The organism is Pseudomonas fragariae (ex Marin et al. 2024), from assembly GCF_059621105.1.
Window position 1 is genome coordinate 3038926 of record NZ_CM184369.1, and the last position, 21312, is coordinate 3060237.

Genomic DNA, 21312 nt, shown 5'->3' on the forward strand with positions numbered 1-21312 from the left:
GAAGGTATACATGGACTTTCGTGCTTTTTATTCAGGCAACGCCCGGCAGTTTCTGGCCACGCGCCAACTCGCTTTTGCCGAACTTGAAGAGGTTGTAAAACGCCAGTATGCCGATGCACAACTGGCCTTGATCAGTAGTTCTCCAGTACATGGCATCGCTAACGCGGCCAGTGATATAGATCTGATATGCGTAACCGATGGTCGGCAGTCCGATCAATCGATGGCCTCGCAGATCTACCACAATGAACACCATATGGAAGTGGTGGCATTTGCCCGCGAAGAAGTTGACAACGCGTTCTCCCGACTGGCAACGGACGCACACCAAACCACCGCCCAGAAACTCGTTGCGTTCAAACAGTGGGACAAGCAGCAGGCGGTATCGCGAAAGTACCTGGAGCGTCTGGTCTGCGCGGTGTCGACCGATCAGTCGCTGCCTTATCTGGACAGTCAGAAGGACCTGAGCTCGATCTGGTCTGCAGCAGCGTTCGATGACTTTCGCCAAAGTGCCTGCTTCTCGGTGCTGGCCTGGCGCAGTGGCGAATACCGCGCGGCCGCCGCCTATGCCTGCAACGCCGCACTGTTTCTGATGAACGCGACGCTGGCCAGCCACGGTTGGGTCAACTCCAATCGCAAGTGGACGCTGTTGCGCTGGGACCGCGCGCTCAACAGGTACGGCATGCTGGCGGACGACGGCCTTGCCCGCGCCATCGGGCAGCTCTGGCAGCGCGCCTATCCGGCCTGCGGCAATGGGTTGCAGGGCGCAGACCTCATGCACTTGTGTGAATTGACTCAACTCGCCGAGCAGACGTTCGCCTGCGAGGCCGCCTACGCCGAGCTGCTGCCGGGTATCGAGCGCTCCGCCGCCAGCAGGTTTCTGCCGGGGGTCGACTTCGTGCTCACCGACAACCAGCAGGCGACCCTGTTGACGCATCTGGATGTGCCGGAATTGCGCAGCACCCGCCCGATCGACCTGGCCGAGCAATCCCGGGAAGAGGCTGCGTATTTTCTGCGCGCCGCACGGGCCGGGCTGGTCAGTTTCTCACTCAAGGATCAACACCCTATGCAGGGAGCACACGCATGATTGCCAGCACACAAGCAGCCGTTCGCCAGTGGTTTCCCCGGCTCGCTGGCGGCTATGTATACCCGGCGGGCCTCTACACGAAAAAGCTGATATCAGTGGCCTGGTTGCTCATGACCGAGCTTGAGGCGTATCTGGAAGACCTCGAAGGCGCCGCGGACGAGCCGCTGGTGGTGGATGCATTGAGAATCAAGCTGGCTGAACTGATGGTCGACATCGACTGCCGTCTTGCAGGTGCCGACACCCCGAACGAGCTGCACCAGTTCGCGTTGTTCAGCGAGTACGGCCTGACCGACGTGATTGCCCACACAGGCCCGGTCGCCGTCGAATGGCTCGGCGTTGCCGCTGACAGCGCTGCAGGTCACGACCATGAAGCAGAACGGCTGATCGAACTGTTCAAGGAACTGCTGGAAGCCTTTCCCGGAAAATTGTTCAACCCCTTGCTGCCGGGCACTCAGGGTCAGGTGTTGCGAACCCTGCGCGACTGGGACCGCTCCTGCCGCCTGGCAGGTGGTGATGCTGCCTTTCTGGCACCTTTGATGAGGTCTCTATGAACAGTCATGTCATGAGTGCGCCGGCGAGCGTGCCTGCGCGCAAATCCTCATTCGTCGAACGCTACGGTGCGGTGTTTGGCCGTGAGCAAGGCCTTATGTTGCGCATGGCCGGGCTGACCGCAGCCGAACACTTGGCCGAGGGGTCGTGGATAACCGACGACACCGGCCGCCGCTGGCTAGACTTCGGTTCCTTCGGGCTCCACCTGCTGGGCCACCGGCACCCTCAGGTCGTGGCTGCGCTGACGCGACAGGTCACATCACTGGGGCTTTCCAGCCGGATCCTGGCCAACGAATCCAGCCTGAGTGCCGCCGAGCGGCTTGTGACGTGTGTCGGCCGTCCGGGCAACGGTGTGCTTTACGGCAACAGCGGTTCGGAGGTCATCGAAGCAGCCCTCAAGCTGGTGCGCATGCAGACCGGCCGGCGGCGAGTCATCGCCTTGACCCACGCCTACCATGGCCGGACCAGTGGTGCGCTTGCGGTCAGTTATGGCTATCGCGGGCACGCCGCGCTGATGCACGCCGAAGATGTCGTGTTCATTGCTGCCGGTGATCTCGCCGCTGCACGCCAGGCACTGGCAGAGGGCGATATTGCCGCAGTGATCGCCGAGCCGGTTCAGGGCGAGGGCGGAATCAGGCCGGTCGACCTGGATTTTCTGGGCGAACTTGCAGGTCTGTGTCGCGAACATGGCGCGTTCATGATTCATGACGAGATTCAATCCGGCCTGGGGCGCAGCGGATCGTTGATCTGCGGCGCGCCCGCCGACATCGTCGTGTTCGGCAAAACCCTGGGCGGTGGTGTGTTTCCGGTGGCCGCCGCCATTTACGACAGCAGCCGCTTCGGTGCACCGGCGCGTGATCCGGTCGTGCATGCCTCGTCCTACGCTGGCAGCGCGCTGGCGGGAGCCGTGGTCAACGCTGTGCTCGACGTGGTCAGCGATCCCGCATTCTGTCAGCGCGTCAACCAGCTGGGGCAGGTGGCCATGAGCATCCTGCGTGAGCGTTTACAGGACTGTCCTGCCGTGGCTGAAGTGCGTGGCAGCGGCCTGATGATCGGGGTGGAATTCACCTCCAGCAACTATGTGGCGCAGACCCTGATCGAAGCCGCGCAGCGCAATGTGCTGCTGGCGTTCTGCCTGAGCGCAACCTCCGTGCTGCGGGTGTATCCCGACGCGACCATCTCCCGAGACCACCTCGAACAAGGCATCAACAGTTTCTGTGATGCCGTCGATGCGGCTTATCGCTCCATTCAATGACGGAGAATTCCTATGCCTGATGTATCAACCAGTGTTCTTCTCGGTGACTTCGAGCCTGGCGAGGTCTGGCCGATTCTCTCGGACTTCGCTCGCTATCCCGACTTCATGAGTGATGTGCTGGAGGTGATCGTTCACCCCCGGCAGAGTGAATACGTTTCCAGTACGTGGCGCGTATTGATCAATGGCAGCGAGCTGACCTGGACCGAGCAGGACTGGCTGGTGACGGAAGAGCGCATCGAGTTCAAGCAGACCGATGGCGACCTTGAAGTCTGGTACGGCGAGTGGCTGCTGATCCAGCGCGAAGACGGCTTGCACGTGGACCTGAACGTCACCTTCGACCTGGGCATCCCGTCACTGGCCGAAGTACTGCACCCGATCGGTGAACGGGCGATTCGCGCCAACAACATCCAGATGCTGGACGGGATACGCAATCAACTGCTCGCTCGCCGTCATCAGCGGGTTGCGGCAGGGGGCTGCTGATATGCGCTCGACACTGATCATCACCGGGGCCAGTGGTGCGCTGGGCTCCTGGTTCGTGCGCGACTGGCTCAGTCAGCATCCGGCCTCGCATGTGATTGCCTTGTGCCGTTCCGCGCAGGCGGCCAGTCGCTGTCTGCAGGATTTGCCTGCGCACAGCCGCTCGCGGCTCGAATGCCGGATCGCCGATCTGACAGACGCCGACTCCCTGAATGCGCTGGCCGCCACGCTGCCCACCATCGAGTGCGCCACGGCAGTCCATCTGGCTGCCGATGTGGCCTGGGACAAGAGCTTCGAAGAGATGCACGAGTTGAATGTCGAAGGTGCGCAACTGTTCTGCGGCTTTGTCCAGAAGCTGGTGCGCAAGCCGCATTTCATTTACGTGTCCACAGCGTTCACCCGTTGTGAAGGCTGGACCTATCGCAATGGCTATGAGGAAAGCAAGGCAGCGGCAGAGCGTGGTTTGCGTGAGACTTTCGGCACGCAGATGCCGATTTCCGTGTTCAGTTGCAGCCTGGTCATCGGCGCGACCAGCGATGGTGCAATCAGTCGTTTTCACGGCCTGTACCCGCTGATTCGCTTCATCAATGCCTTTGCGCCGCCTTTTCTGGTCGGCAATCGCCAGGGGTTGTTCGATCTGGTGCCTATCGATTGGGTGGTGGACGAATTGATCCATCTGGTCAGTCATTGCGTGGCCGGTGGCGAAGCACGTGAGGTCGTCGCCTCGGCGGGGGATGCACGCCTGCCTTATGAGCAGGTGATCCGCATCATCGAGTCGCGCGTCGATCATGCGCGGCAGCAAGCGGGTATTGCGCCCTTGACCCCGGCACCGATCCTGCGCAGCCGGCAATGGGCATTCCTCAAGCGCTCGCTGGTCGCATGGCGGCCCGAAGGTATTTCGACCCGGGATTTCCGCTATTTCGAGCGCCTGTTGCAAATCTATGGCGTGTACGCCGAAAGCGATCTGGTCAGGCCACCGTTGAACGTCCGGAACCCGGCACCCGGCGCGGAAGTGTTTTTACCCAAAGCGGTGGATTACTGGCTGGCTCATGCGCCCGAGGCACGGATCAGCCTGGACAAGCTTGTCGCGAAATCGGCGGCAATGCACGGCTAGCAGGCCCTTTCAACGATTGAACGGGAGATGGAACATGGCAGACACAATCGAACTCGACACGATGGACAGTGGCGCTTACGACCGACGCTCCGAGCGTGCCACGTTGGCACGCGACAACCTGTCACTGACCTCGGATCTCAAGCAACTCAGCCACTGGCGGCAGGCATTGCAGATAGGCGTGCAGTGGGCGGTGATCGTCGCCGCAGTCACGCTGGCCGAAGTCAGCGACTCGACGCTGGTGTGTCTGATCGCGGTAGTTGTCATTGCGACGCGACAGCACGCGTTGCTGGTACTCATGCACGATGCGGCGCATTTGCTGATCAGCCGTGACAAGCGGCGCAACGATCTGATCTCTAACGTATTCCTGACGTTTCCCCTGACGTTGAGCACGTCACGCTACCGGGCTCACCACATTGCCCACCACAAGCACCTCAACACGCCCGACGATCCGGACTACGCCGATGCCTTCGCACCCGCCAGTTCCGGACTGTTCTGGCAGGCTCTGCTGCGCGACATCAGTGGGCTGTCGACCCTGCAATCGCTACGCACGATGGACAGCTTCAGCGTGATCGGACTGTTCACTCACCGCGTGCCGTCGACCCGCATCGAGCGCTATCAGGCAATGGCCTTTTATGCCTGCGCCGCACTGCTCATCACGGCTTTGCAGGCCTGGCCGGGCGTGCTGCTGTACTGGCTGGCGCCACTGGTGTTCTTTCTGCCGCCGATTCTGCGCATTCGCAGCCTGTCGGAGCACGCAGGGCTTTCGACCCAGAGTGTGAAGCGCGATGCACGCAGTGTCAGTCCGGGCTGGCTGGAACGAGGGCTGTTTGCGCCGTGCAATATCAATCGGCACTGGGAGCATCACCTTTTTCAACAGATACCCAGCTATCACTTGGGCACCTTGTCCCGGCGTCTTGCCCGGAGCCTGCCTGGTTCAGCTGCGGCCTGCAGCACCCAGGGCTACCTCTTGGGGGAACGCAGCATGCGCGCCGAATTGTATGGTGCCAACGGCCGGGCGCGTGCCGTGGCCTCTCTGGATCAGGAGGCTTGAACCCATGATGCTGACCGGTTCTGAAATAGTGAAGATGCGCGAGGTCGGCAGTGTCGTCATCGAGCCCTTCGACCCTGCACATGTCGAAGTCAACTCGTACGGCTGTCACCTGGCGGATCTGCTTCTGGAGTACCGCAGCGACCGCATCGATCCTCACGGTGAGCTGGAGGTGGTCGAGCACCATATTCCGCCCGAAGGCTTCGTGTTGTACCCCAACCGTTTTTACCTGGGTGCGACTGCCGAGCAGATCGGCGGTATCGATTTCGCCAGCGAGCTTTACGCCAATGTGTCCACGGCGTCCTGTGGCGTTTTCATCCAGACCAGTGCGCCGCTCGGTCACACCGGTGCGGCCATCAGCTGGACGCTGGAAATCGTTGTGACTCAACCGGTGCGGGTCTATGCCGGCACCAAAGTGGCCAAGGTCTGCTTCTGGGCGAACTTCGGCATGACCACCTGCTACGCGGGACGCTACTTGGGCTCCAAGAGCACCGTGCCCTCGAAAATCATTCTGGATTGACCATGATATTGACCGGTAGTGAAATCGAAAATCGCGTGCGTTCGGGTGAAATCGTCATCAGTCCGTTTTCCCATGAGAACGTCAACCCCAACAGCTACAACTTCCGCCTGCATGACCAGATGAAGGTCTACGAAGACGATGTGATCGATGTGCGCGCCGAGGCGTCGACGCGAACCATCGAGATCGGTCCGGAAGGCTTTGAATTGCAGCCCATGAAGCTGTATCTGGCCTCGACCATAGAAACCATGGGCAGCACCCATTTCGTACCTACCTATGCGGCTCGGTCCTCGATCGCCAGGCTGGGCATGTTCATCAACCTCTCGGCGCCATTGGGCGACATCGGTTTCGTCGGGCGCTGGACCTTGCAGCTGTATGCGCTCAACCGCATACGGGTTTACCCCGGCATGAACATCGGTCAAATGATGTTCTGGAACGTCAAGGGCGATATCGAGCTGTATTCCGGAAAGTACCAGGGCGCGACCGAGGCTTTCGCGTCCCGCATCTTCATGGATTTCGAAAAGACGCCGCGTCCGCAGCCGCTGGTGCCCAACCTTGCGCCATTTCCCGTTGTAGCAGCCCAGGAAGAGGTCGATGCCGCGCCCGAGGCGCTGGCCGGCAGGCCCGGGCGAATGGCCACCGAGATTCCACTGATAGCAGGAGGCCGTCGTGTCCAGTAAATACTTGACCTTGAAACATCTGGCCGGTGATCTGCCGGTGCCCGCGCTGAGCGCTCTGCATGACGCCGATTACCGCGTGTTATGGCAGGACTTTGCAAACCGCAAACAGGCCATTGAGGACACGCTGAAAACCGTGCGCATCACCGCCGGTGCCTTTCTTGACGAGCACATGGACAGAATCGCCCGGTTCGCCGAGTTCGAGTGGAGTGACGCTGCCGACGGCCATCTTCAGGCATTGCTCGGGCAGGCAGGCTTTGACGCCGACAGCGAACTTGCCGTGCGTTCTTCGGCGAATATCGAGGATGGCAATCAGCACAGTTTTGCCGGAATCTTCAGCACGCATCTGTCGGTCAAGGGATTGCCGGCGCTCAAGGCTGCGATTCTGGATGTCTGGCGCTCCGGGGTTTCCCGTCAGGCCATTCTGGAACGCCTGCGGGCGTCGATGCTGGAAACACCGGTGGAGATGACGGTGATCATGCAGCGCATGGTCAAGGCTCGCTTCGCCGGCGTCGCGTTCAGCCACGATCCGCTGACCGGTGAGGCCGTGACGCTGATCGAAACGGTTGCCTCGCTGGGTGAAGCGATGGTGTCCGGTGTAGAGAGGGGCATGTCGGCGCGGATCGGTGACCAGCAATTGCTGGACTGTGACCCAGCGCTGGAACCGCACACCGCATTGCTGCTGGAGGTGGCCGCCCTGGCCTCCAGGGCTTCTGCGGCGCTGGGTATGCCTGCCGACATCGAATGGGCGGTGGATGAGGGGCAAGTCTGGCTGCTTCAGGCAAGACCCGTCACCAGTCTGCGCGAGGCGCGCAGCCTGGAGCCGGTGCTGGAGTGGGCTGAGCTCTACCTTGCCAGTGACGAAGCTCTGACGGAATTCCGTCCATTGCCTGCCTTTGCGCAGTATTTTCGAAGCAAGCGCCGCCCGCTGGCCTTGTTCGCGCAAACCCACGACGTCTCGGCTGGCCAGGCATTGCTGATTAAGGCCAATCGCCAGGGGCTGCTCGAACCGACAATGAGCCAGGCACTGCTGGACAGGCTCAAGACCGATCAAGTGGTACTGGATTTCTCCGATCAGGTGCGCCAGCAGATTCTCGAGCGTGGCGCACTGCGTGAGCGGCTGCTTGAACTCAGCGATGAGCGGGTGGTGTGTTTCGTGCTGCGCGAGTTTCTGCAGGGTGAAACCGGGCTCATCACCCAGGCGTGTGATGACGGCTCGACGACCTGTGAGTGGTCATCGGAAGGTTTGCTGGCGATCAATCGCGGCATTGCCGGCACTCAACGCGCGCGCCTGGCGACGAACGACCCGAGTGGCCCCGCCGATGCGCCACAACTGCACAGCATCACCCATGCGGCGGGCGCGCTGCTGGGCTCGGTGCAACTGGAGTGGGTAAGGGCAGGGCAACAGTTGCACCTGATCGATTTTTCGCCGTTGTCGACGTTCGTGCAGGTGCAGGACGCAACGGAAATCCGCCTGATTTCGCCAGGTTATGCCGACGGGCCGGTGGTCTTGGTCACGGCGGGGCGACAGCTGGAAGAACTGAGTATCTCGGCCACCGTTTCAATCAATTCGATCCCTTCGTCCAGCTCGCTGGGTGTCGAACTGGAAGAGCTTGAGCGGCAACTGCGTGTTCACGACGGGCAGGCGATTGTGGTCTCGCCGCGCCCTTATGCGGCCCTGGCGGCATTGCTGCCTTTCGCGCGCGGTTTTGTCTTCGAACAGGCGTCCATGCTTTGCCATCTTTCGATTCTGCTGCGTGAACACGGCATTCCCGCCGTGGAGTCCGAGGCGCTGTATCAGCAGGGGCTTGCCGGGCAACGGATCACTTTCAGCCACAGCCCGAAGGCGCTGCCTCACGCGGTCAACGAAGTACGGGAGCTACAATGACTACGGATATTTCACTGCTGTTTTTCGATCCGCACACCCTCAACGGCAGCCTCGATTCTGCGCTGGTTGCCATTGTCGACACAGAGGCAGCGCGAGCCCGTCACTCGGACAACGGTCTGTTCATACCCAGCGGTACGTTGCATGCGCAGTGGCTTTCCAATGCCCATCACACCCATGTGCCGATGCCCATGAAGGACTTCGACTTTCAGGTCTTCAATGCCGGGCAACGCAAGCGCACCCAGGACAGTCGTTCGCGCATGCATATGCTGGATCCGACGCTCAATCGTCGACCCTCCGATCAGGCCTTGATGGCCACCCTGGCGGTGATGCATCACCCCGATAAATGCAGCGTTTATCACTATGTCCATGAGGGCGAAGCCGGGGCCTTGTTCCTGCATTTGATGGATGTCGAACCGGTCGAACGTGCTTCCTGGAGGGCCTGGCAGCGTTTGGCCAGATCCGCTGCTGCGCGTGTGGCCGTTTCGCAACCGATGCTTAGCGATGACTGCTGGTACGTGCGCTGGCGTCCGGAAATGGAGCTGGAGCGCAAATTCACCTCGTTTCAGATACCTGACATGTGGCAATTGTCCACCGCGATGCACAAGGCGTTCGGAGAAGGCGCTTTCAAGGACCTGGTGCTGGAAATCGACCGTGACTTTCAAACCTACGACTATGAATCGCATATCTTCGAAGTGACTGGCGACCCTCTGGAAACCGGTTATATCTCGTTCATTCCCCAGGCCGACGGGCTGATGGCGGTCAAGCGCAAATGGTTTCTCGAGAACGCGGAATTGCGCCGCGAGGACTTCAACACCGATCAGCCGGTGGCGTTTGCCGACATCGAAACTCACGCCCGCTCGATGACCTCGGCCAACCTGCGTCGGCTCAAGCCGTTCAGGCGCACCCGGATCGACATCAATTTCGAATCGCTGAGGACCGGTAATGGTTTCGGGGCGTACTTCGATGTCTGTCGCATGGTCGACGGGAGTGCGGAGTTCGCCCAGGTCGAAGTCGAATATTGCCGCAGCAGGACCCTGCACACGCTGCGCGAGGTGGAGGAAGACTTTGAAACCGTCTCCAACGTGATGCGCGACTTTCTGGCGGAGCGGCACCCGCCGTTTCAGCAGGATCTCTATTCGAAACTCGACTTTGCCCGTGAGGCGAGTCGGCTCTGAATTCACTTTGCCGGGGAGATGACCATGTCGCAATCCACGACCACGCAGACGGCTATTGTGTTTGGTAGCTGGAAAATCCGTCATCAGGAGCCGTTCGGCAGCGATGACCACAGGTTGTATGCCATTGCTGCGGACACGGCGTTGCTGGGTGAACTGACCGCCGTCGCTGACCTGCGAGGCCGCCACCGGGTACTGGCACGCTGGGATGCCGACGGGGCGATGCTCCTTGAAGATTCGCACGGCGCGCTGGGCGACGAAAGCTGCCACAACCTGTCCGGTGCCGCCATCCCGCTGGCGATCATCCGCTTGCAGGCGGACCAGGTACACATCAGCCATTTGCTCAATCGCATTGATGTGCATCGTTCGCTGTTTGTACAGCCGCCGCTTGAAATCGAGCAGCCTGCCGTCCCGCAAAACCTGTTGATCGCGCTGCGCAATGCGTTCGAGCGCAACCATCTGGCGATCAACAATTGGGAATGTCGCTACGCCACCAGCGAACAGACCTACGTCGAGTCCTTCGAGCTGGCACCTGATTGCCATGCGCGAATGCTCGGCGAGGCCTGGTTCGACGCCAGTTTCAGCCCGGTAATGGCGCCGTTCACCAGTCAGTGCGGTGACGAATTTCAGGTCTGGGACCACCAGGTCACCGCCGCCAGGGCGGAAGACGGTGGTTATGTATGGGTCGAGCACTGCAGCCGCAAACGCAAGCTGGCGGTCAATGAACCCATCGTGCAGCTGTTTCGCAGTGCGCCGGGCAGCCTGTCCGGCACCGTAAGGCACCTGTCGCTGGGCTCCCCGACGCTGGAGGCCATGGCCATGAACATTGACAGCACGTTGCAGGCGCTTGGCGAGTACCGACGTTACGCGTTCAGTGCCCCGTGCGAATCCGTGGACAGCGGCAACCTCTTCGCGATCACCTTCGAGACCTGCATGCCGCTCGATTCGCAGGCGGGGAGTACGACGCGTGGTGAGGTGCGTTTTCTCAAGTGCCGGGGCGCGATAGACCCTCAGTCGGTCAATGCCGATCTGCGCAGGCTGATGGAGCATCTGCAGGCATTTCTGAGCGAACGTCGCCAGGAGTGCTGGCCCCTGACTGATCGTTTTGCCTTCCTGCATTCGCCATCACCCTTCATCACCCGCCCGGAGAGCCTGCACTCATGAGCCGTTATCTTTGCAATGGACGCTATCGATTTGAACTGGACGATCAGACCTCGGGCTCGGCACTGGCCCAGCGGCTGCGGGTGTTCCTTGCGCCTTACTTTGCCGAAGTGGACGACGACGGCCAGACAGCCGTCGACCTGAGGCTGCGGCTGCACGACAGCGCGGCATTCAACCCGGAGTGGATGGGCCTCTGCGTGACGCCCGACATCATCCGCGAAACCTACGCTCCCGGCTTTACCCTGCGCGTGTTGCGTGGCCATGACCCGGAGACAGGGATGGACTACGCCTGGGATGCCGATACGCGGGTCGGTTACCGGATTGACCGAGCGCGTCACACGGTTGATTTTCATGGCGACGAAAATGCATTCATCCACTTGATCGAGCTGGTGCGTTATTACGGGCTGCTGGTCGAACAGGCCAAAGGCAGTGTGATCATGCATGCCTCGGCGGTGGTCGGGCCGGACGGCGGGATTGCTGCCATCGGCGGTGCAAAGGGGGCAGGCAAGACCACCACCATGCTCGACCTGGTGCTGTCCGATGAGTACCTGTACTTTTCCGGGGACAAGCTGCTGCTGGACAGCGTCGACGGTCGGATTCGCGCCCGCGGCTGGCCGGATTATCCGCATGTCGGTGTCGGCACATTACGTACACATCCAGAACTGGCAAAGCGACTCGATCTGGCAGCGGTGGCCGATGATCTGTCGATCGCGCATACCGAAAAACGCCTGTGCAAGCCCGAAGCCATGCGCGCCGCACTCAAGGCCAGCCCGGAGGGCTGTGGATGGCTGGAGACCGTCATCCTGCCCAACGTGTCGGCGCGGGGCAAATTGCGGGTCGATGCAATGGGCCGCGATGCGATTCTGGACCAGATCCACTCACCCACACTGTTCGAGTGGCCGCATCGTTTCGTTACCTCGACCTGGCACGGCTTGCTGGATGCCGGTTCGCTGACCGACAGCGTGCCGCCGCAAATTGTCCGTGGGCTGCTCGGTGTGCAGTGGCAAAGCCGCGTGGGCGTGGCGCGCGAGCTGATCAGCGCCTGATAAGGAGATCCTATGAACCACGCTAACCAATTGCGTCTGGCGCTGGTGGCCCCCAGCGGTTCCGGGAAGAGTACAACCGCCGGGTTGCTGCGTGAGTATTTTGAAACAGCCGGGCTGCCGGTCGAGGTCATCAAGCTCGCTCAGCCCCTGTATGAGTTGCAAGGCATGTTTTATGAGCAGGCCGGGGTGCAAGTGGCGAGCGGCAGCCAGAATCAGCGTTTGCTGGAGTGCATCGCACGCGAGCTGAGGGATCTGGACAGCCAGTCGCTGGTCACGAACTTCGCCCGACGATTGGCCCGATCCTGCGCGCAAGTGGTCATCAATGATGACCTGCGCGACGACACCGTTGACTGGCCGTACCTTCAGGCGCAAGGCTTTCAGGTGATCAAGGTGCTTGCCGATTCATCCGTGAGACAAACGCGTCTTGGACAACGAGGCGACATCAGCGTGGTGGAAAACAGCGCACTGGATCTGCAGATGCGTCGGATCGAAGCGGATTACGTGCTGCCCAACAGCGGCTCGCTCGAGCAGTTGAAGCAGCGTGTCGCTGTAGTGGCCCGGTGGGCGTTGGACGACTCTCAACGCCGGATCGCTTCATGAAGGGCGCTGATCCGCTGGTCTGGCTGTTGATCGACGGGTTGTCGTGGGAGCTGGTCAAGCGTTACCGGGCAGGACAGCCTGGACGGCCCTCGGCGCAGTGGCCGTGTTACCCCTTGCTGCCACTTTCACCCAATTGCCAGACGCCGCCATCACTGTTGTCGATCTTCAGCGGCGCACCGGTCAGCGAGCACGGCTTGACGGGCTATCTCGTCCCTGCGCCAACGCCGCAGGACTGCCTGGCGGTGGCGGATGCTTTTGAGGGCTGGCCGCGCCACATCGATATGGTCTGGGATGAATGGGCGCGCCAGGGCATCACTTTTCGCCTGTGTGCCGTGCCCTTTGTCCAGCCCGACAGGCTGGGTGACGCATTGCTTGGGCAAAGCTGTGTCTATCAGGGTTTTTCGCTGCGCCCTGAGGTCATTGAAAACGGTGGCTGGCTGCGTATCGAGGCCCTGAATGTGCTTGCCAGGGTCAGTCTGCAACAGGACGGCGCTGTGCTCGACTGGCCAGAAGACCATGGCCGTGCTGCGTGCCGGTTGCCGCTGGGCAGCACGGTGCACGTGCCGTTGTCGGGGCAGGCCCCAGGCAATGTGTGCAAGGCGATTGCACTGCGTGCGGTGCACATCGAAAACCGTGTTTGTGTGATCAGCTTCGGTTACCGTGAGGTCCAGGCGCTTGATCTGCAGGGCGACGCCGGCAAGGCTTACGTGGCCAATGACCTGACGGTGCTGTATCGCACCGGACAGTTGGGCAAGCGGCTGGATGAGGGCGGGCAGGGCGCTGCGGAATGGCTGCTGCTGGAACTGATGCGCGAGATGCATGAAAGCTTTTGCGACGACATTGTCGGCGCAGTCAGGGCCGGTGATGCACAGCGTGTCATCGGTTATTACCCGGTGGTGGATCTGCTGTCACATCATTTGCTCAAGTACCTCGCGCCAGACTGGGCCAGCGAATTGATGCAGGCGGTCGGACAACGCCTGTTCGACGAGATAGCGGGGTGGGTCGATGAGCTGATCCTGCGCTGCGTCGATGCCGCCGGTGGCGAGGTACGCTGCGTCGCTCACTCGGATCACGGCATGGCACCTGTCCATCACGATCTTTACCCCAACAGTTTTTTCGAGCAGCAGGGCTGGCTGGTCTATGACGCATCAGGCGTGCCGGATATGCACAAAAGCGCGGCGCTCTTTCATCCGGCCGACAACGGTCTGGTGCTGTTCAACACGGCGCGACTGGCGCTGTCCGGACACGACCCTGGCTCAGTGACCGAGGCCTGGCGCAAAAGCCTCGCACAGCCGTTTCGAGATGAGTGGACGATGTTCGAGTGCGCCGGCGGGCAGGTCTTTGCCGAAGGCTGGACGGGCGGCTGCTACTGGCAGGCTCCGCGAGGCACGCGACTGCTGGCCACTCGTTCAGAACACGCCGTTCGCGTCAGCCGAAAAGGTGGCGACCACACGGTATGTGCCACTGACCCGTGGTTGCGTGGCGTATTGCTGGACGCCAGCAGCACGCCCTTGCCACGTCCTGCCGACGCTGAAGTGACATTGCCCGCGATTCGCCATTGGCTGACAGCCACATTCTGACACCTGACTCGATAATTTCAGTCACAGGGAGCTTATCCATGCGTTTCGACAGCCTGCTTTTCGATATTGACGGCACACTCCTGCTCAAGGGGCAGCCTCTGCCGGGCGCAGCCGATGCATTGAGCTTCGCGCGTTCCCAGGGTTTGAGGCTGCAATTGCTGACCAACACCACGGCGAAGATGCCCGAGGAGCTGGCAGAGGAGCTTTGTCGCGCCGGAATCGAGGTCGTCCCCGACGAAATCCAGACCGCCACCACGGCCTGTCTGGGCTATTTGCAGCAACATCCGCACCTCAAGTGCCATCTGCTGGTACCCGATTCGATACGGCCGGCGTTCAGTGGCATCGCTACAGACGATACGACCCCGGACGTAGTGGTCATCAGCGATATCGGCGAAGCCTTTGACTACGCCACGCTGAATCGCTGTTTCCGTATGTTGCGAGGCGGTGCTCGCCTCATTGCGCTGCAAAAAAACCTGTTCTGGTTCGATCGTGACGGGGAGCGTCTCGATTGCGGCGCCTTCATCGTCGGGCTCGAGGCCGCAGCACAGATACAGGCCCTGGTCATGGGCAAGCCGTCGCCGACGTTTTTCGAGGCTGCCTTGCGCAAACTCGACACTAGCGCCAGCCGCACTCTGGTAGTGGGCGACGACGTTCTGACTGACTGCGCAGGGGCGAAAGCGGTCGGTGCCAGCAGCCTGCTGGTGCGTACCGGAAAATATGACCCGAGGCTGTTCGAGGCCCATCGGCAAAACGTGGATGCGGTGATTGAAGGGATTGCAGATTTTCCACGCTGGTGGATGTCCGGCAGTGCCGCAGGTCATCTGCGCCAAGGTTAAGTAACTGGATTACAAGGACGAATCATCAATGCAGACAGCATGCGCCAAAAAGTTGAAAGAACGCCCGGAAACGCTATCCGAGCGGATTTACGCCCGGATCAAAGAAGACATTTCCGAGTTTCGTTTATTACCCGGCGAACGATTTACTGAAGGTGAAATAGCCGAGCGTGTTCAGGCCAGTCGTACACCGGTCAGGCAGGCATTGTTCCGGCTGGAGCAGGAAGGGTACGTGGAGGTTTATTACCGAAGCGGCTGGCAGGTGCGGCCCTTCGACCCTCATCACTTCGAGGAGCTGTATGACGTTCGGGTGGTGCTCGAGCTGGCGGCGCTCGCCAGGCTGGGTTTGATGGACCTGAGCGTCGAGCCGCTGATCGACGAACTCATACGCACCTGGCTGGTGCCGAAAAACGAGCGATTGAGAGACACCGATATCCTCGCCGGGCTGGGCGAACGCTTCCATTGCGCGTTGGTCGAGGCGGTGGGCAACCGGGAAATGGCCAGGCTGCATTACGAAGTCACCGAAAAGACCCGGACCATCCGGCGTCTCGAATTCAGCGCCTCCAGAATCGATGCAACGTACGAAGAGCATGGCAGTATTTTAAAGGCCCTCCTGCAACGTCGGCCGCGACAGGCTCAGCAATTGCTGGAAGCGCATGTAGAGCTCAATAAGGAGGAAGCGCGCAGAGCCACCCAGCATGTCTTGCGCCGCGCGCGTCATTACGCCGAGAAGAACGGCGAGCCCGCCAGATTGCGTGCGCAAGTGCAGTGAGCGGTTGCTACGGAGCTGCGCGTTTTGGTCGTTTGATCCATCACCGGTAAAGCAATGCTTCCAGTAACAGAGCAAACGCGGGCGATGCCTGGCGTCTGCTCGGGTAGTAGAGGTGGAAGCCGGCAAAGGTCGGTGACCAGTCTTCCAGCACCTGAATCAGACGTCCGGCTTCGATATGTTCGGCAACCAGATCGTGCGGAATGTAACTCAGCCCGAAGCCGTCGAGCGCCGCGTCCAGAAGCGGATAGACACCATTGAACGTGACTTGGCCTGTGACGCGGACGTTCAGGGTTTCGCTGTCTTTGGCGAACTCCCAGGCATACAGGCCGCCATTGGTAGGCAGGCGCAGATTGTTGCAGCGGTGCGCGGTCAGGTCTCTGGGCGTCTCGGGTTTCGTGCGGCCTTCGAAGTAGGCTGGAGAACCGACCACCGACAGACGCATGTCCGGGCCTATGCGGGTGGCGATCATTCCGTCCGCCACGGCTTCACCCAGACGCACGCCCGCATCGAACCCTTCGGCGGCGATGTCGACAAAGCTGTAGTCGCAACATACCTCGACACTGATGTCCGGGTATTTGTGCAAGAAGGTCTTGAGTACTGGCCGGATGATGAGGTCAAGCGAGTGATCCATCGCATTGATGCGGATCTTGCCGGCAGGGGTGTCGCGCAGGTCGCTCAGTCCTGCCAGCTCGATTTCGATTTCATCGAAATGCGGGCCGACTTTCTGGATCAGGCGTTCGCCAGCCTCTGTGGGCGATACGCTGCGCGTGGTGCGTGTCAGCAGGCGCAGGCCAAGGCGCGCTTCCAGGCTGCGAACGGTGTGACTCAGTGCTGATTGTGAAACACCCAGTCTGGCAGCTGCCTTGGTAAAGCTTCGCTCTTTGGCGACTGCGAGGAAGGCAAGCAGATCAGCGGCGTTTTCCCGAAGCATTGATGAGCCCTGTCGATAAGTATTTTCGAATTGTAGCCGATAGTCGCAATAGTTCTCGGCGGGTAGATTGGAGTGACTTCCAATAACGCTCAAGGATTCCCATGATTGTCATCAATTCCAGCGGCTCACAGCCTTCCGCCAGCGGCCCGACCGATTATTTCACCGGTACCGTGCGCATCGACGCGCCATTCAAGGGCTCGGAAGACGCGAGAATAAGCGGAGCCACGGTGACGTTCGAACCGGGCGCACGCACTGCCTGGCATACCCATCCCCTGGGCCAGACGCTGATTGTCACGTCAGGCGCCGGCCTGGTGCAGGAAAAAGGCCAGCCGGTTCGCACCATCAAGCCCGGCGATACCGTGTGGATTGCGCCCAACGTCAAGCATTGGCATGGCGCAACCGCAACGACGGCCATGACCCACATCGCTATTGCCGAGGTGCTGGACGGCGAGGTGGTTGACTGGATGGAACCGGTCTCGGATGGCGACTACCACGCGGCTAATAACAGCGAGTAACTTGCCCCAGCGCACTGCCTCGGCCATGACGCGTAACGCGTTGCCGCGCTTGGACAACTGATAAGCGTGCAGGGGATCGGTGATATGCGTTTCGTGCAGCATGGGCAGCGCAAGTAGTGCATCCACCGATGTGGTGGCCAGCGCCTTGGCCGCCGCATCGGCGTTGTCCTGACGCAGGTCGGCGAGCAATACGTGCCTGCCCGCGCTGACACGGCGGGCGATGGCTTGCCCTATGGAGCCTGCACCGATGACTACGATGATTTTTTTCGGGTTTTGCATGACCAGTTCCTCGGTGAAACTCGAGCGAATCCGCATCTGCAGATCAGCTTCGTGATGTCCGGATCACCTTATAGGCCTGTCATTTTTTCAACAATGGAGCATTATCGGGATAGACTCATGAATCATATTCATGAACTTCGGCTTTTGCTCATCTCAGCCTCGGCTGCACCGAATCCGCCAGTTGCGTCAGTATCAGGCAGCACGACACCGCGCCTGCATCCAGTACGCCGAGCGACCGTTCGCCGAGGCGACTCGCCCGGCCTATCTTCGCCACCAGATCACGGGTGGAGTCGCGCCCTTGTGATGCGGCGCTTTTCATCGCATCGAGCGCTGCGCTGAACGATTCACCCCGGGCGTGGGCCTGCTCGAAGGCTTCGACGGCCGGAATCAAGGTATCCATCAAGCATTTGTCGCCGACCCCGGCTTCGGTGATGTCCTGCAGTGAGGTGAGGCCGCCGCGCAGCAGGCTGGCGAAGGCCGCGGCGTCGATCTGTTCGCAGCCGCGCACCTGATCGGCCATGCCGATGAACAGACTGCCGTACAGCGGGCCCATGGAGCCGCCGATGCCTTCCATCAGGCTCAGGGTCAGTTCGTCCAGCGCTTCGGCGAGGCTCAGTTGGCGGCCTTCGATGGTACGACCGCAGTGGGCGAAGCCCTTGGCCATGTTGATGCCATGGTCGCCGTCACCGATCGCGCCATCCACTTCGCTGAGGTATTCGCGGTTGGCGACGATCACGCTCACCAGGTCGGCAACGATAGGAGTGCCCTGTTGTGCAGGGAGATGCGTAGAGAATTGTTCGCTCATGGTTCACTCCGCCTGGGTCATGCCGATGGAACGGCAAGGGTGGTCGATCAGTTTTTTCAGTTCGGCGTCCAGGCCCAGCAGCGTCAGGGTTACCCCCATCATTTCCAGCGATGTGAAGTAATTGCCCACGTAGCAGCGATGGATTTTCAAGCCCCGGGCCTTGAGCAGGCGCTCCACTTCGGCGTAGAACACGTAGAGTTCCATCACCGGCGTGGCACCGAGGCCTGAAACCAGTACGACTACGCTGTCGTCCACGCTGAAATCCCGGTCGGCCAGGATCGGCGCCAGAATGCGCTCGGCCATGGCCGCTGCAGGCTCGATGTCGATGACTTCGATACCCGGTTCGCCATGGTGACCGATGCCCAGCTCCATTTTGCCGTCGGGGATCTGAAAGTTGGGCTTGCCGACCGCCGCGATGGTGCAGGGCGTCAGGCCGATACCGATGGATCGGCATTGATCCACGGCCTTCTGCGCGACGCGGATCACGCCGTCCAGATCGTAACCGTTTGCGGCCGCAGCGCCGCCGATCTTCCACATGAAAATTTCCCCGGCCACTCCGCGTCGCTTGGCGATATCGGATTTCGGTGCCGAGGCCACATCGTCGTTGGCCACCACGGTACGCACTTGCAGGTCTTTGCTGGCGGCCATTTTCATCGCCAGCTTCACGTTCATGTTGTCGCCCGCGTAGTTGCCGTACAGGCAGGCGATGCCCGCACCGTGATCGGCCGCGCGGAAGGCATCGAAAAAGCTCTTGGCCGTAGGCGAGGAGAAAATCTCGCCGACCGCGACCGCATCCACCAGGCCGGGGCCGACATAGCCGAGAAAGGCCGGTTCATGACCCGAGCCGCCGCCGGTAACGATACCGACGCGTCCTTGATCAGAGGGACGGGTTTTGCTGATGACCCGCGGGTTACCTTCACTTTGCGACAGTTCGGGGTGCGCTACCAGAATGCCGCGCAGCATGTCCTCGACCACCTGGTCCGGATCGTTTATCACTCGGTTCATAACGCGATTTCCTGTGTTCTTTTTATAAGGATCGGGCGGATCAGGGTTCCAGAACCACCTTCAATGATTTATCACCGCGCTCCATGACGGCAAACGCCTCCTTGAACTGCGCCAGGGGGAATTTGTGCGTGACGACGTCGCGCATGTCGATCTTGCGGTTGCCGATAAAGTCGATGGCGCGCGGATACATGTAAGGGCCGAGGTGAGAACCGAGCACGTCCAGCTCCTTGCGGTCACCGATGATCGACCAGTCCACCGTGGCCTCATCGTTGAATACGCTGAACTCCACAAAGCGTCCGAGTTTGCGCAGCATCGCCAGGCCCTGATTGACCGCCTTATGGTGTCCGGTGGCTTCTATATAGATGTCGCAACCGTAGCCGTCGGTTATCTCACGGATCTTCGCCAGCACATCGACCTCGGCCGGGTTCCACACCTCGTCGGCACCCATGCGCAGGGCGAGGGCGGCGCGCTCGGGCTTCATGTCGAGAACGATGAGTTTTTTCGGGTTACGCATGCGCACCGCGCCAATGATCCCAAGGCCCAGTGTGCCGGCACCAGCGACGACCACAATGTCGTCGAAATCGACGTCGGCCCGTTCGGCTGCGTGCAGCGAGCAGGCCAGTGGTTCGATGAGGATGGCTTCGTCCGGGGCAATCGAGTCGGGCACCTTGTGAATGATGCCTTCCCTGGTAAAAATCATGTACTGGGCCATGGCGCCCTGCACGTTGTTCTGAAAGCCGTAAAGGTCGTGCTTCTGGCACATCCAGTACTGTCCGTGGTTACAGAAGCGGCAGCCCCAGCACGGCACGATCTGCTCGGAGATCACCCGGTCGCCGATCTGCACGCCACGCTTTTCGGCGCCAGGGCCGAGCGCCACCACGCGACAGACGAATTCATGGCCGGGAATCATCGGTGGTTTGACGTAGCGAGGCTGCTCGGCATCGCCCCAGAACGAGGGCGCGCCGCGATAGGTCTTGATGTCGCCCATGCAGATGCCACACAGCTCGACCTTGGTGAGGATTTCGTCGGGGCCGGGAGTCGGCACATCCACGGTTTCCAGCCGGTAGTCTTCCGGACCGTGGCAGACCACGGCCTGCATGGTTTTCGGGATGACCGGTGAAAGTTGTTCGGCAGTGCGTTCGGTGACGGTGGACATGACGATGAACCTCACGACAGAAAAATGAATTACTGGATGCTGTAGCCGCCGTCGATCACTACGTTTTCGCCGGTGATCATGCTGGCGGCGTCGCTGAGCAGGTACAGGGCCAGCCCGGCTATTTCCTCCGGCTGGGCGAAGCGGCCTGCCGGGATCTGCGTTTTGGCCCGTTCTCCGACTTCGCCCGCCCAGGCTTTTTTGCCCAGCGCGGTCTCGACGATGGTGGGCGAGATGGCGTTGACGTTGATGTGTGGTGCCCACTCCATGGCCAGCACTTTGGTCATGCCGACCACTGCGGCCTTGCTCGCGCAGTAGGCGACGTGCCGGTCCAGGCCAATGACCGCCGCCTGAGAGGCAAGATTGACGATGCGTCCGCTGCCTTGACCGAGCATGTGTCGCGCGCAGGCCTGGGCGACGAAGAAACTGGCCTTGAGGTTGATGTCCAGCGTCGTGTCCCAGGCCTCTTCGCTGACGTCGACAGCCTTGTCCAGCATGGCTACCCCGGCACTGTTGACCAGATAATCGATGCGCTGGAAATGCTCGAAGACGCTGTCGATGGTGCTGTTGACCTGATCGACCCGGCGCAGGTCGACCGCAATACCGATGTGCTCGCTGCCCAGGCCGGCGGCAACCTCGGCCACTGCCGGGTCACGGTCCAGCAGTGCGACCCGCGCGCCGCGCGCGACCAGCAGGCTGGCACAGGCAAGGCCAATCCCGGCTGCTCCGCCGGTGATGACCGCACAACGGCCATTGAGATCGAACGCCTTGTTCCAGAATTCAGACATGAAGATGACTCCTGTAGCGCTGTTTTTTTGAAGATTCAAACACGTTAGCTTTTGATTCTGGCCGAA

22 protein-coding genes and 1 pseudogene are annotated in these 21312 nt (G+C 60.8%); 17 read left to right on the forward strand and 6 right to left on the reverse strand.

What is annotated here, in order from left to right:
- Positions 1-10 precede the first annotated feature (10 nt).
- Genes AC54XV_RS13500 through AC54XV_RS13575 form a run of 16 tightly spaced genes read left to right on the forward strand, consistent with a single transcriptional unit; the run spans position 11 to position 15770 of the window.
- A complete protein-coding gene (locus tag AC54XV_RS13500) occupies positions 11-1081 on the forward strand; it encodes a DUF6001 family protein (RefSeq protein WP_054092196.1) in 1071 nt (356 codons plus the stop codon).
- Positions 1078-1632, forward strand: coding sequence for a DUF6031 family protein (locus AC54XV_RS13505; protein ID WP_011267769.1), 555 nt, complete (start codon positions 1078-1080; stop codon positions 1630-1632). The genes AC54XV_RS13500 and AC54XV_RS13505 overlap by 4 nt, the downstream gene beginning before the upstream one ends.
- The gene (locus tag AC54XV_RS13510) at positions 1629-2885 is read left to right on the forward strand and encodes an aspartate aminotransferase family protein (protein WP_058398613.1); all 1257 of its coding nucleotides are present in this window, start codon (positions 1629-1631) and stop codon (positions 2883-2885) included. Before AC54XV_RS13505 ends, AC54XV_RS13510 begins: the two co-directional genes overlap by 4 nt.
- Before the next feature lie 12 nt (positions 2886-2897).
- Positions 2898-3365: a type II toxin-antitoxin system RatA family toxin gene (locus AC54XV_RS13515; protein ID WP_058398614.1), complete on the forward strand. Its 468-nt coding sequence runs from the start codon at positions 2898-2900 to the stop codon at positions 3363-3365.
- Between the two features lies 1 nt (position 3366).
- Positions 3367-4476: an SDR family oxidoreductase gene (locus tag AC54XV_RS13520; RefSeq protein WP_058398615.1), complete on the forward strand. Its 1110-nt coding sequence runs from the start codon at positions 3367-3369 to the stop codon at positions 4474-4476.
- 34 nt (positions 4477-4510) lie between these two features.
- A complete protein-coding gene (locus AC54XV_RS13525) occupies positions 4511-5527 on the forward strand; it encodes a fatty acid desaturase family protein (protein WP_024660695.1) in 1017 nt (338 codons plus the stop codon).
- A 4-nt stretch (positions 5528-5531) separates the two neighbouring features.
- Positions 5532-6044, forward strand: a complete 513-nt coding sequence (locus AC54XV_RS13530) for a dCTP deaminase (RefSeq protein WP_003410416.1) — start codon at positions 5532-5534, stop codon at positions 6042-6044.
- 2 nt (positions 6045-6046) lie between these two features.
- Positions 6047-6721: a dCTP deaminase gene (gene dcd, locus AC54XV_RS13535; RefSeq protein WP_058398616.1), complete on the forward strand. Its 675-nt coding sequence runs from the start codon at positions 6047-6049 to the stop codon at positions 6719-6721.
- Complete coding sequence (locus AC54XV_RS13540) at positions 6711-8606, forward strand: PEP/pyruvate-binding domain-containing protein (protein WP_058398617.1); 1896 nt, start codon at positions 6711-6713, stop codon at positions 8604-8606. The genes dcd and AC54XV_RS13540 overlap by 11 nt, the downstream gene beginning before the upstream one ends.
- Positions 8603-9781: a hypothetical protein gene (locus AC54XV_RS13545; protein WP_032656021.1), complete on the forward strand. Its 1179-nt coding sequence runs from the start codon at positions 8603-8605 to the stop codon at positions 9779-9781. Before AC54XV_RS13540 ends, AC54XV_RS13545 begins: the two co-directional genes overlap by 4 nt.
- Before the next feature lie 24 nt (positions 9782-9805).
- Positions 9806-10942: a hypothetical protein gene (locus AC54XV_RS13550; protein WP_058398631.1), complete on the forward strand. Its 1137-nt coding sequence runs from the start codon at positions 9806-9808 to the stop codon at positions 10940-10942.
- Positions 10939-11985 carry a hypothetical protein gene (locus AC54XV_RS13555; RefSeq protein ID WP_058398618.1) on the forward strand — a complete coding sequence of 349 codons (1047 nt, stop codon included), beginning with the start codon at positions 10939-10941 and terminating at the stop codon, positions 11983-11985. The genes AC54XV_RS13550 and AC54XV_RS13555 overlap by 4 nt, the downstream gene beginning before the upstream one ends.
- 12 nt (positions 11986-11997) lie before the next feature.
- Positions 11998-12585 (forward strand): hypothetical protein, encoded by a 588-nt coding sequence (locus AC54XV_RS13560; protein ID WP_024641584.1) that lies wholly within the window; start codon positions 11998-12000, stop codon positions 12583-12585.
- The gene (locus AC54XV_RS13565; protein WP_058398619.1) at positions 12582-14165 is read left to right on the forward strand and encodes a hypothetical protein; all 1584 of its coding nucleotides are present in this window, start codon (positions 12582-12584) and stop codon (positions 14163-14165) included. Before AC54XV_RS13560 ends, AC54XV_RS13565 begins: the two co-directional genes overlap by 4 nt.
- Positions 14166-14203: 38 nt before the next feature.
- The gene (locus AC54XV_RS13570) at positions 14204-15001 is read left to right on the forward strand and encodes a TIGR01458 family HAD-type hydrolase (RefSeq protein WP_496718890.1); all 798 of its coding nucleotides are present in this window, start codon (positions 14204-14206) and stop codon (positions 14999-15001) included.
- Between the two features lie 28 nt (positions 15002-15029).
- A complete protein-coding gene (locus AC54XV_RS13575) occupies positions 15030-15770 on the forward strand; it encodes a GntR family transcriptional regulator (protein WP_011267779.1) in 741 nt (246 codons plus the stop codon).
- Between the two features lie 40 nt (positions 15771-15810).
- Here the strand turns inward: AC54XV_RS13575 and AC54XV_RS13580 are convergent, their stop codons facing one another.
- Positions 15811-16701 (reverse strand): LysR family transcriptional regulator, encoded by an 891-nt coding sequence (locus tag AC54XV_RS13580; RefSeq protein ID WP_024641581.1) that lies wholly within the window; start codon positions 16699-16701, stop codon positions 15811-15813.
- A gap of 101 nt (positions 16702-16802) precedes the next feature.
- On the opposite strand from AC54XV_RS13580, the gene AC54XV_RS13585 reads away from it, so the two are divergent.
- A complete protein-coding gene (locus AC54XV_RS13585; protein WP_003402624.1) occupies positions 16803-17216 on the forward strand; it encodes a (R)-mandelonitrile lyase in 414 nt (137 codons plus the stop codon).
- Here the strand turns inward: AC54XV_RS13585 and AC54XV_RS13590 are convergent.
- The 5 genes and pseudogenes from AC54XV_RS13590 to AC54XV_RS13610 all read right to left on the reverse strand — a co-directional run.
- Positions 17193-17495: pseudogene (locus AC54XV_RS13590) on the reverse strand (3-hydroxyacyl-CoA dehydrogenase NAD-binding domain-containing protein); the annotation flags it as partial. The gene AC54XV_RS13585 and the pseudogene AC54XV_RS13590 overlap by 24 nt on opposite strands.
- Positions 17496-17643: 148 nt before the next feature.
- Positions 17644-18300, reverse strand: coding sequence for a dihydroxyacetone kinase subunit DhaL (gene dhaL, locus AC54XV_RS13595; protein ID WP_024641580.1), 657 nt, complete (start codon positions 18298-18300; stop codon positions 17644-17646).
- A 3-nt stretch (positions 18301-18303) separates the two neighbouring features.
- Positions 18304-19305 (reverse strand): dihydroxyacetone kinase subunit DhaK, encoded by a 1002-nt coding sequence (locus AC54XV_RS13600; RefSeq protein ID WP_058398621.1) that lies wholly within the window; start codon positions 19303-19305, stop codon positions 18304-18306.
- Positions 19306-19345: 40 nt separating this feature from the next.
- Positions 19346-20461, reverse strand: a complete 1116-nt coding sequence (locus tag AC54XV_RS13605) for an erythritol/L-threitol dehydrogenase (RefSeq protein ID WP_003402615.1) — start codon at positions 20459-20461, stop codon at positions 19346-19348.
- Positions 20462-20490: 29 nt separating this feature from the next.
- Complete coding sequence (locus AC54XV_RS13610) at positions 20491-21246, reverse strand: SDR family oxidoreductase (RefSeq protein WP_058398622.1); 756 nt, start codon at positions 21244-21246, stop codon at positions 20491-20493.
- Positions 21247-21312: the final 66 nt, after the last annotated feature.

Bases quoted from the DNA above. Each gene is read 5' to 3' on its own strand.
- AC54XV_RS13610 (WP_058398622.1), bottom strand. From the start codon at position 21,246: ATGTCTGAATTCTGGAACAAGGCGTTCGATCTCAATGGCCGTTGTGCG.
- AC54XV_RS13580 (WP_024641581.1), bottom strand. From the start codon at position 16,701: ATGCTTCGGGAAAACGCCGCTGATCTGCTTGCCTTCCTCGCAGTCGCC.
- dcd (WP_058398616.1), top strand. From the start codon at position 6,047: ATGATATTGACCGGTAGTGAAATCGAAAATCGCGTGCGTTCGGGTGAA.
- AC54XV_RS13525 (WP_024660695.1), top strand. From the start codon at position 4,511: ATGGCAGACACAATCGAACTCGACACGATGGACAGTGGCGCTTACGAC.
- AC54XV_RS13575 (WP_011267779.1), top strand. From the start codon at position 15,030: ATGCAGACAGCATGCGCCAAAAAGTTGAAAGAACGCCCGGAAACGCTA.
- AC54XV_RS13520 (WP_058398615.1), top strand. From the start codon at position 3,367: ATGCGCTCGACACTGATCATCACCGGGGCCAGTGGTGCGCTGGGCTCC.
- AC54XV_RS13560 (WP_024641584.1), top strand. From the start codon at position 11,998: ATGAACCACGCTAACCAATTGCGTCTGGCGCTGGTGGCCCCCAGCGGT.
- AC54XV_RS13550 (WP_058398631.1), top strand. From the start codon at position 9,806: ATGTCGCAATCCACGACCACGCAGACGGCTATTGTGTTTGGTAGCTGG.
- dhaL (WP_024641580.1), bottom strand. From the start codon at position 18,300: ATGAGCGAACAATTCTCTACGCATCTCCCTGCACAACAGGGCACTCCT.
- AC54XV_RS13565 (WP_058398619.1), top strand. From the start codon at position 12,582: ATGAAGGGCGCTGATCCGCTGGTCTGGCTGTTGATCGACGGGTTGTCG.
- AC54XV_RS13505 (WP_011267769.1), top strand. From the start codon at position 1,078: ATGATTGCCAGCACACAAGCAGCCGTTCGCCAGTGGTTTCCCCGGCTC.
- AC54XV_RS13500 (WP_054092196.1), top strand. From the start codon at position 11: ATGGACTTTCGTGCTTTTTATTCAGGCAACGCCCGGCAGTTTCTGGCC.
- AC54XV_RS13530 (WP_003410416.1), top strand. From the start codon at position 5,532: ATGATGCTGACCGGTTCTGAAATAGTGAAGATGCGCGAGGTCGGCAGT.
- AC54XV_RS13555 (WP_058398618.1), top strand. From the start codon at position 10,939: ATGAGCCGTTATCTTTGCAATGGACGCTATCGATTTGAACTGGACGAT.
- AC54XV_RS13585 (WP_003402624.1), top strand. From the start codon at position 16,803: ATGATTGTCATCAATTCCAGCGGCTCACAGCCTTCCGCCAGCGGCCCG.
- AC54XV_RS13515 (WP_058398614.1), top strand. From the start codon at position 2,898: ATGCCTGATGTATCAACCAGTGTTCTTCTCGGTGACTTCGAGCCTGGC.
- AC54XV_RS13605 (WP_003402615.1), bottom strand. From the start codon at position 20,461: ATGTCCACCGTCACCGAACGCACTGCCGAACAACTTTCACCGGTCATC.
- AC54XV_RS13600 (WP_058398621.1), bottom strand. From the start codon at position 19,305: ATGAACCGAGTGATAAACGATCCGGACCAGGTGGTCGAGGACATGCTG.
- AC54XV_RS13570 (WP_496718890.1), top strand. From the start codon at position 14,204: ATGCGTTTCGACAGCCTGCTTTTCGATATTGACGGCACACTCCTGCTC.
- AC54XV_RS13510 (WP_058398613.1), top strand. From the start codon at position 1,629: ATGAACAGTCATGTCATGAGTGCGCCGGCGAGCGTGCCTGCGCGCAAA.
- AC54XV_RS13545 (WP_032656021.1), top strand. From the start codon at position 8,603: ATGACTACGGATATTTCACTGCTGTTTTTCGATCCGCACACCCTCAAC.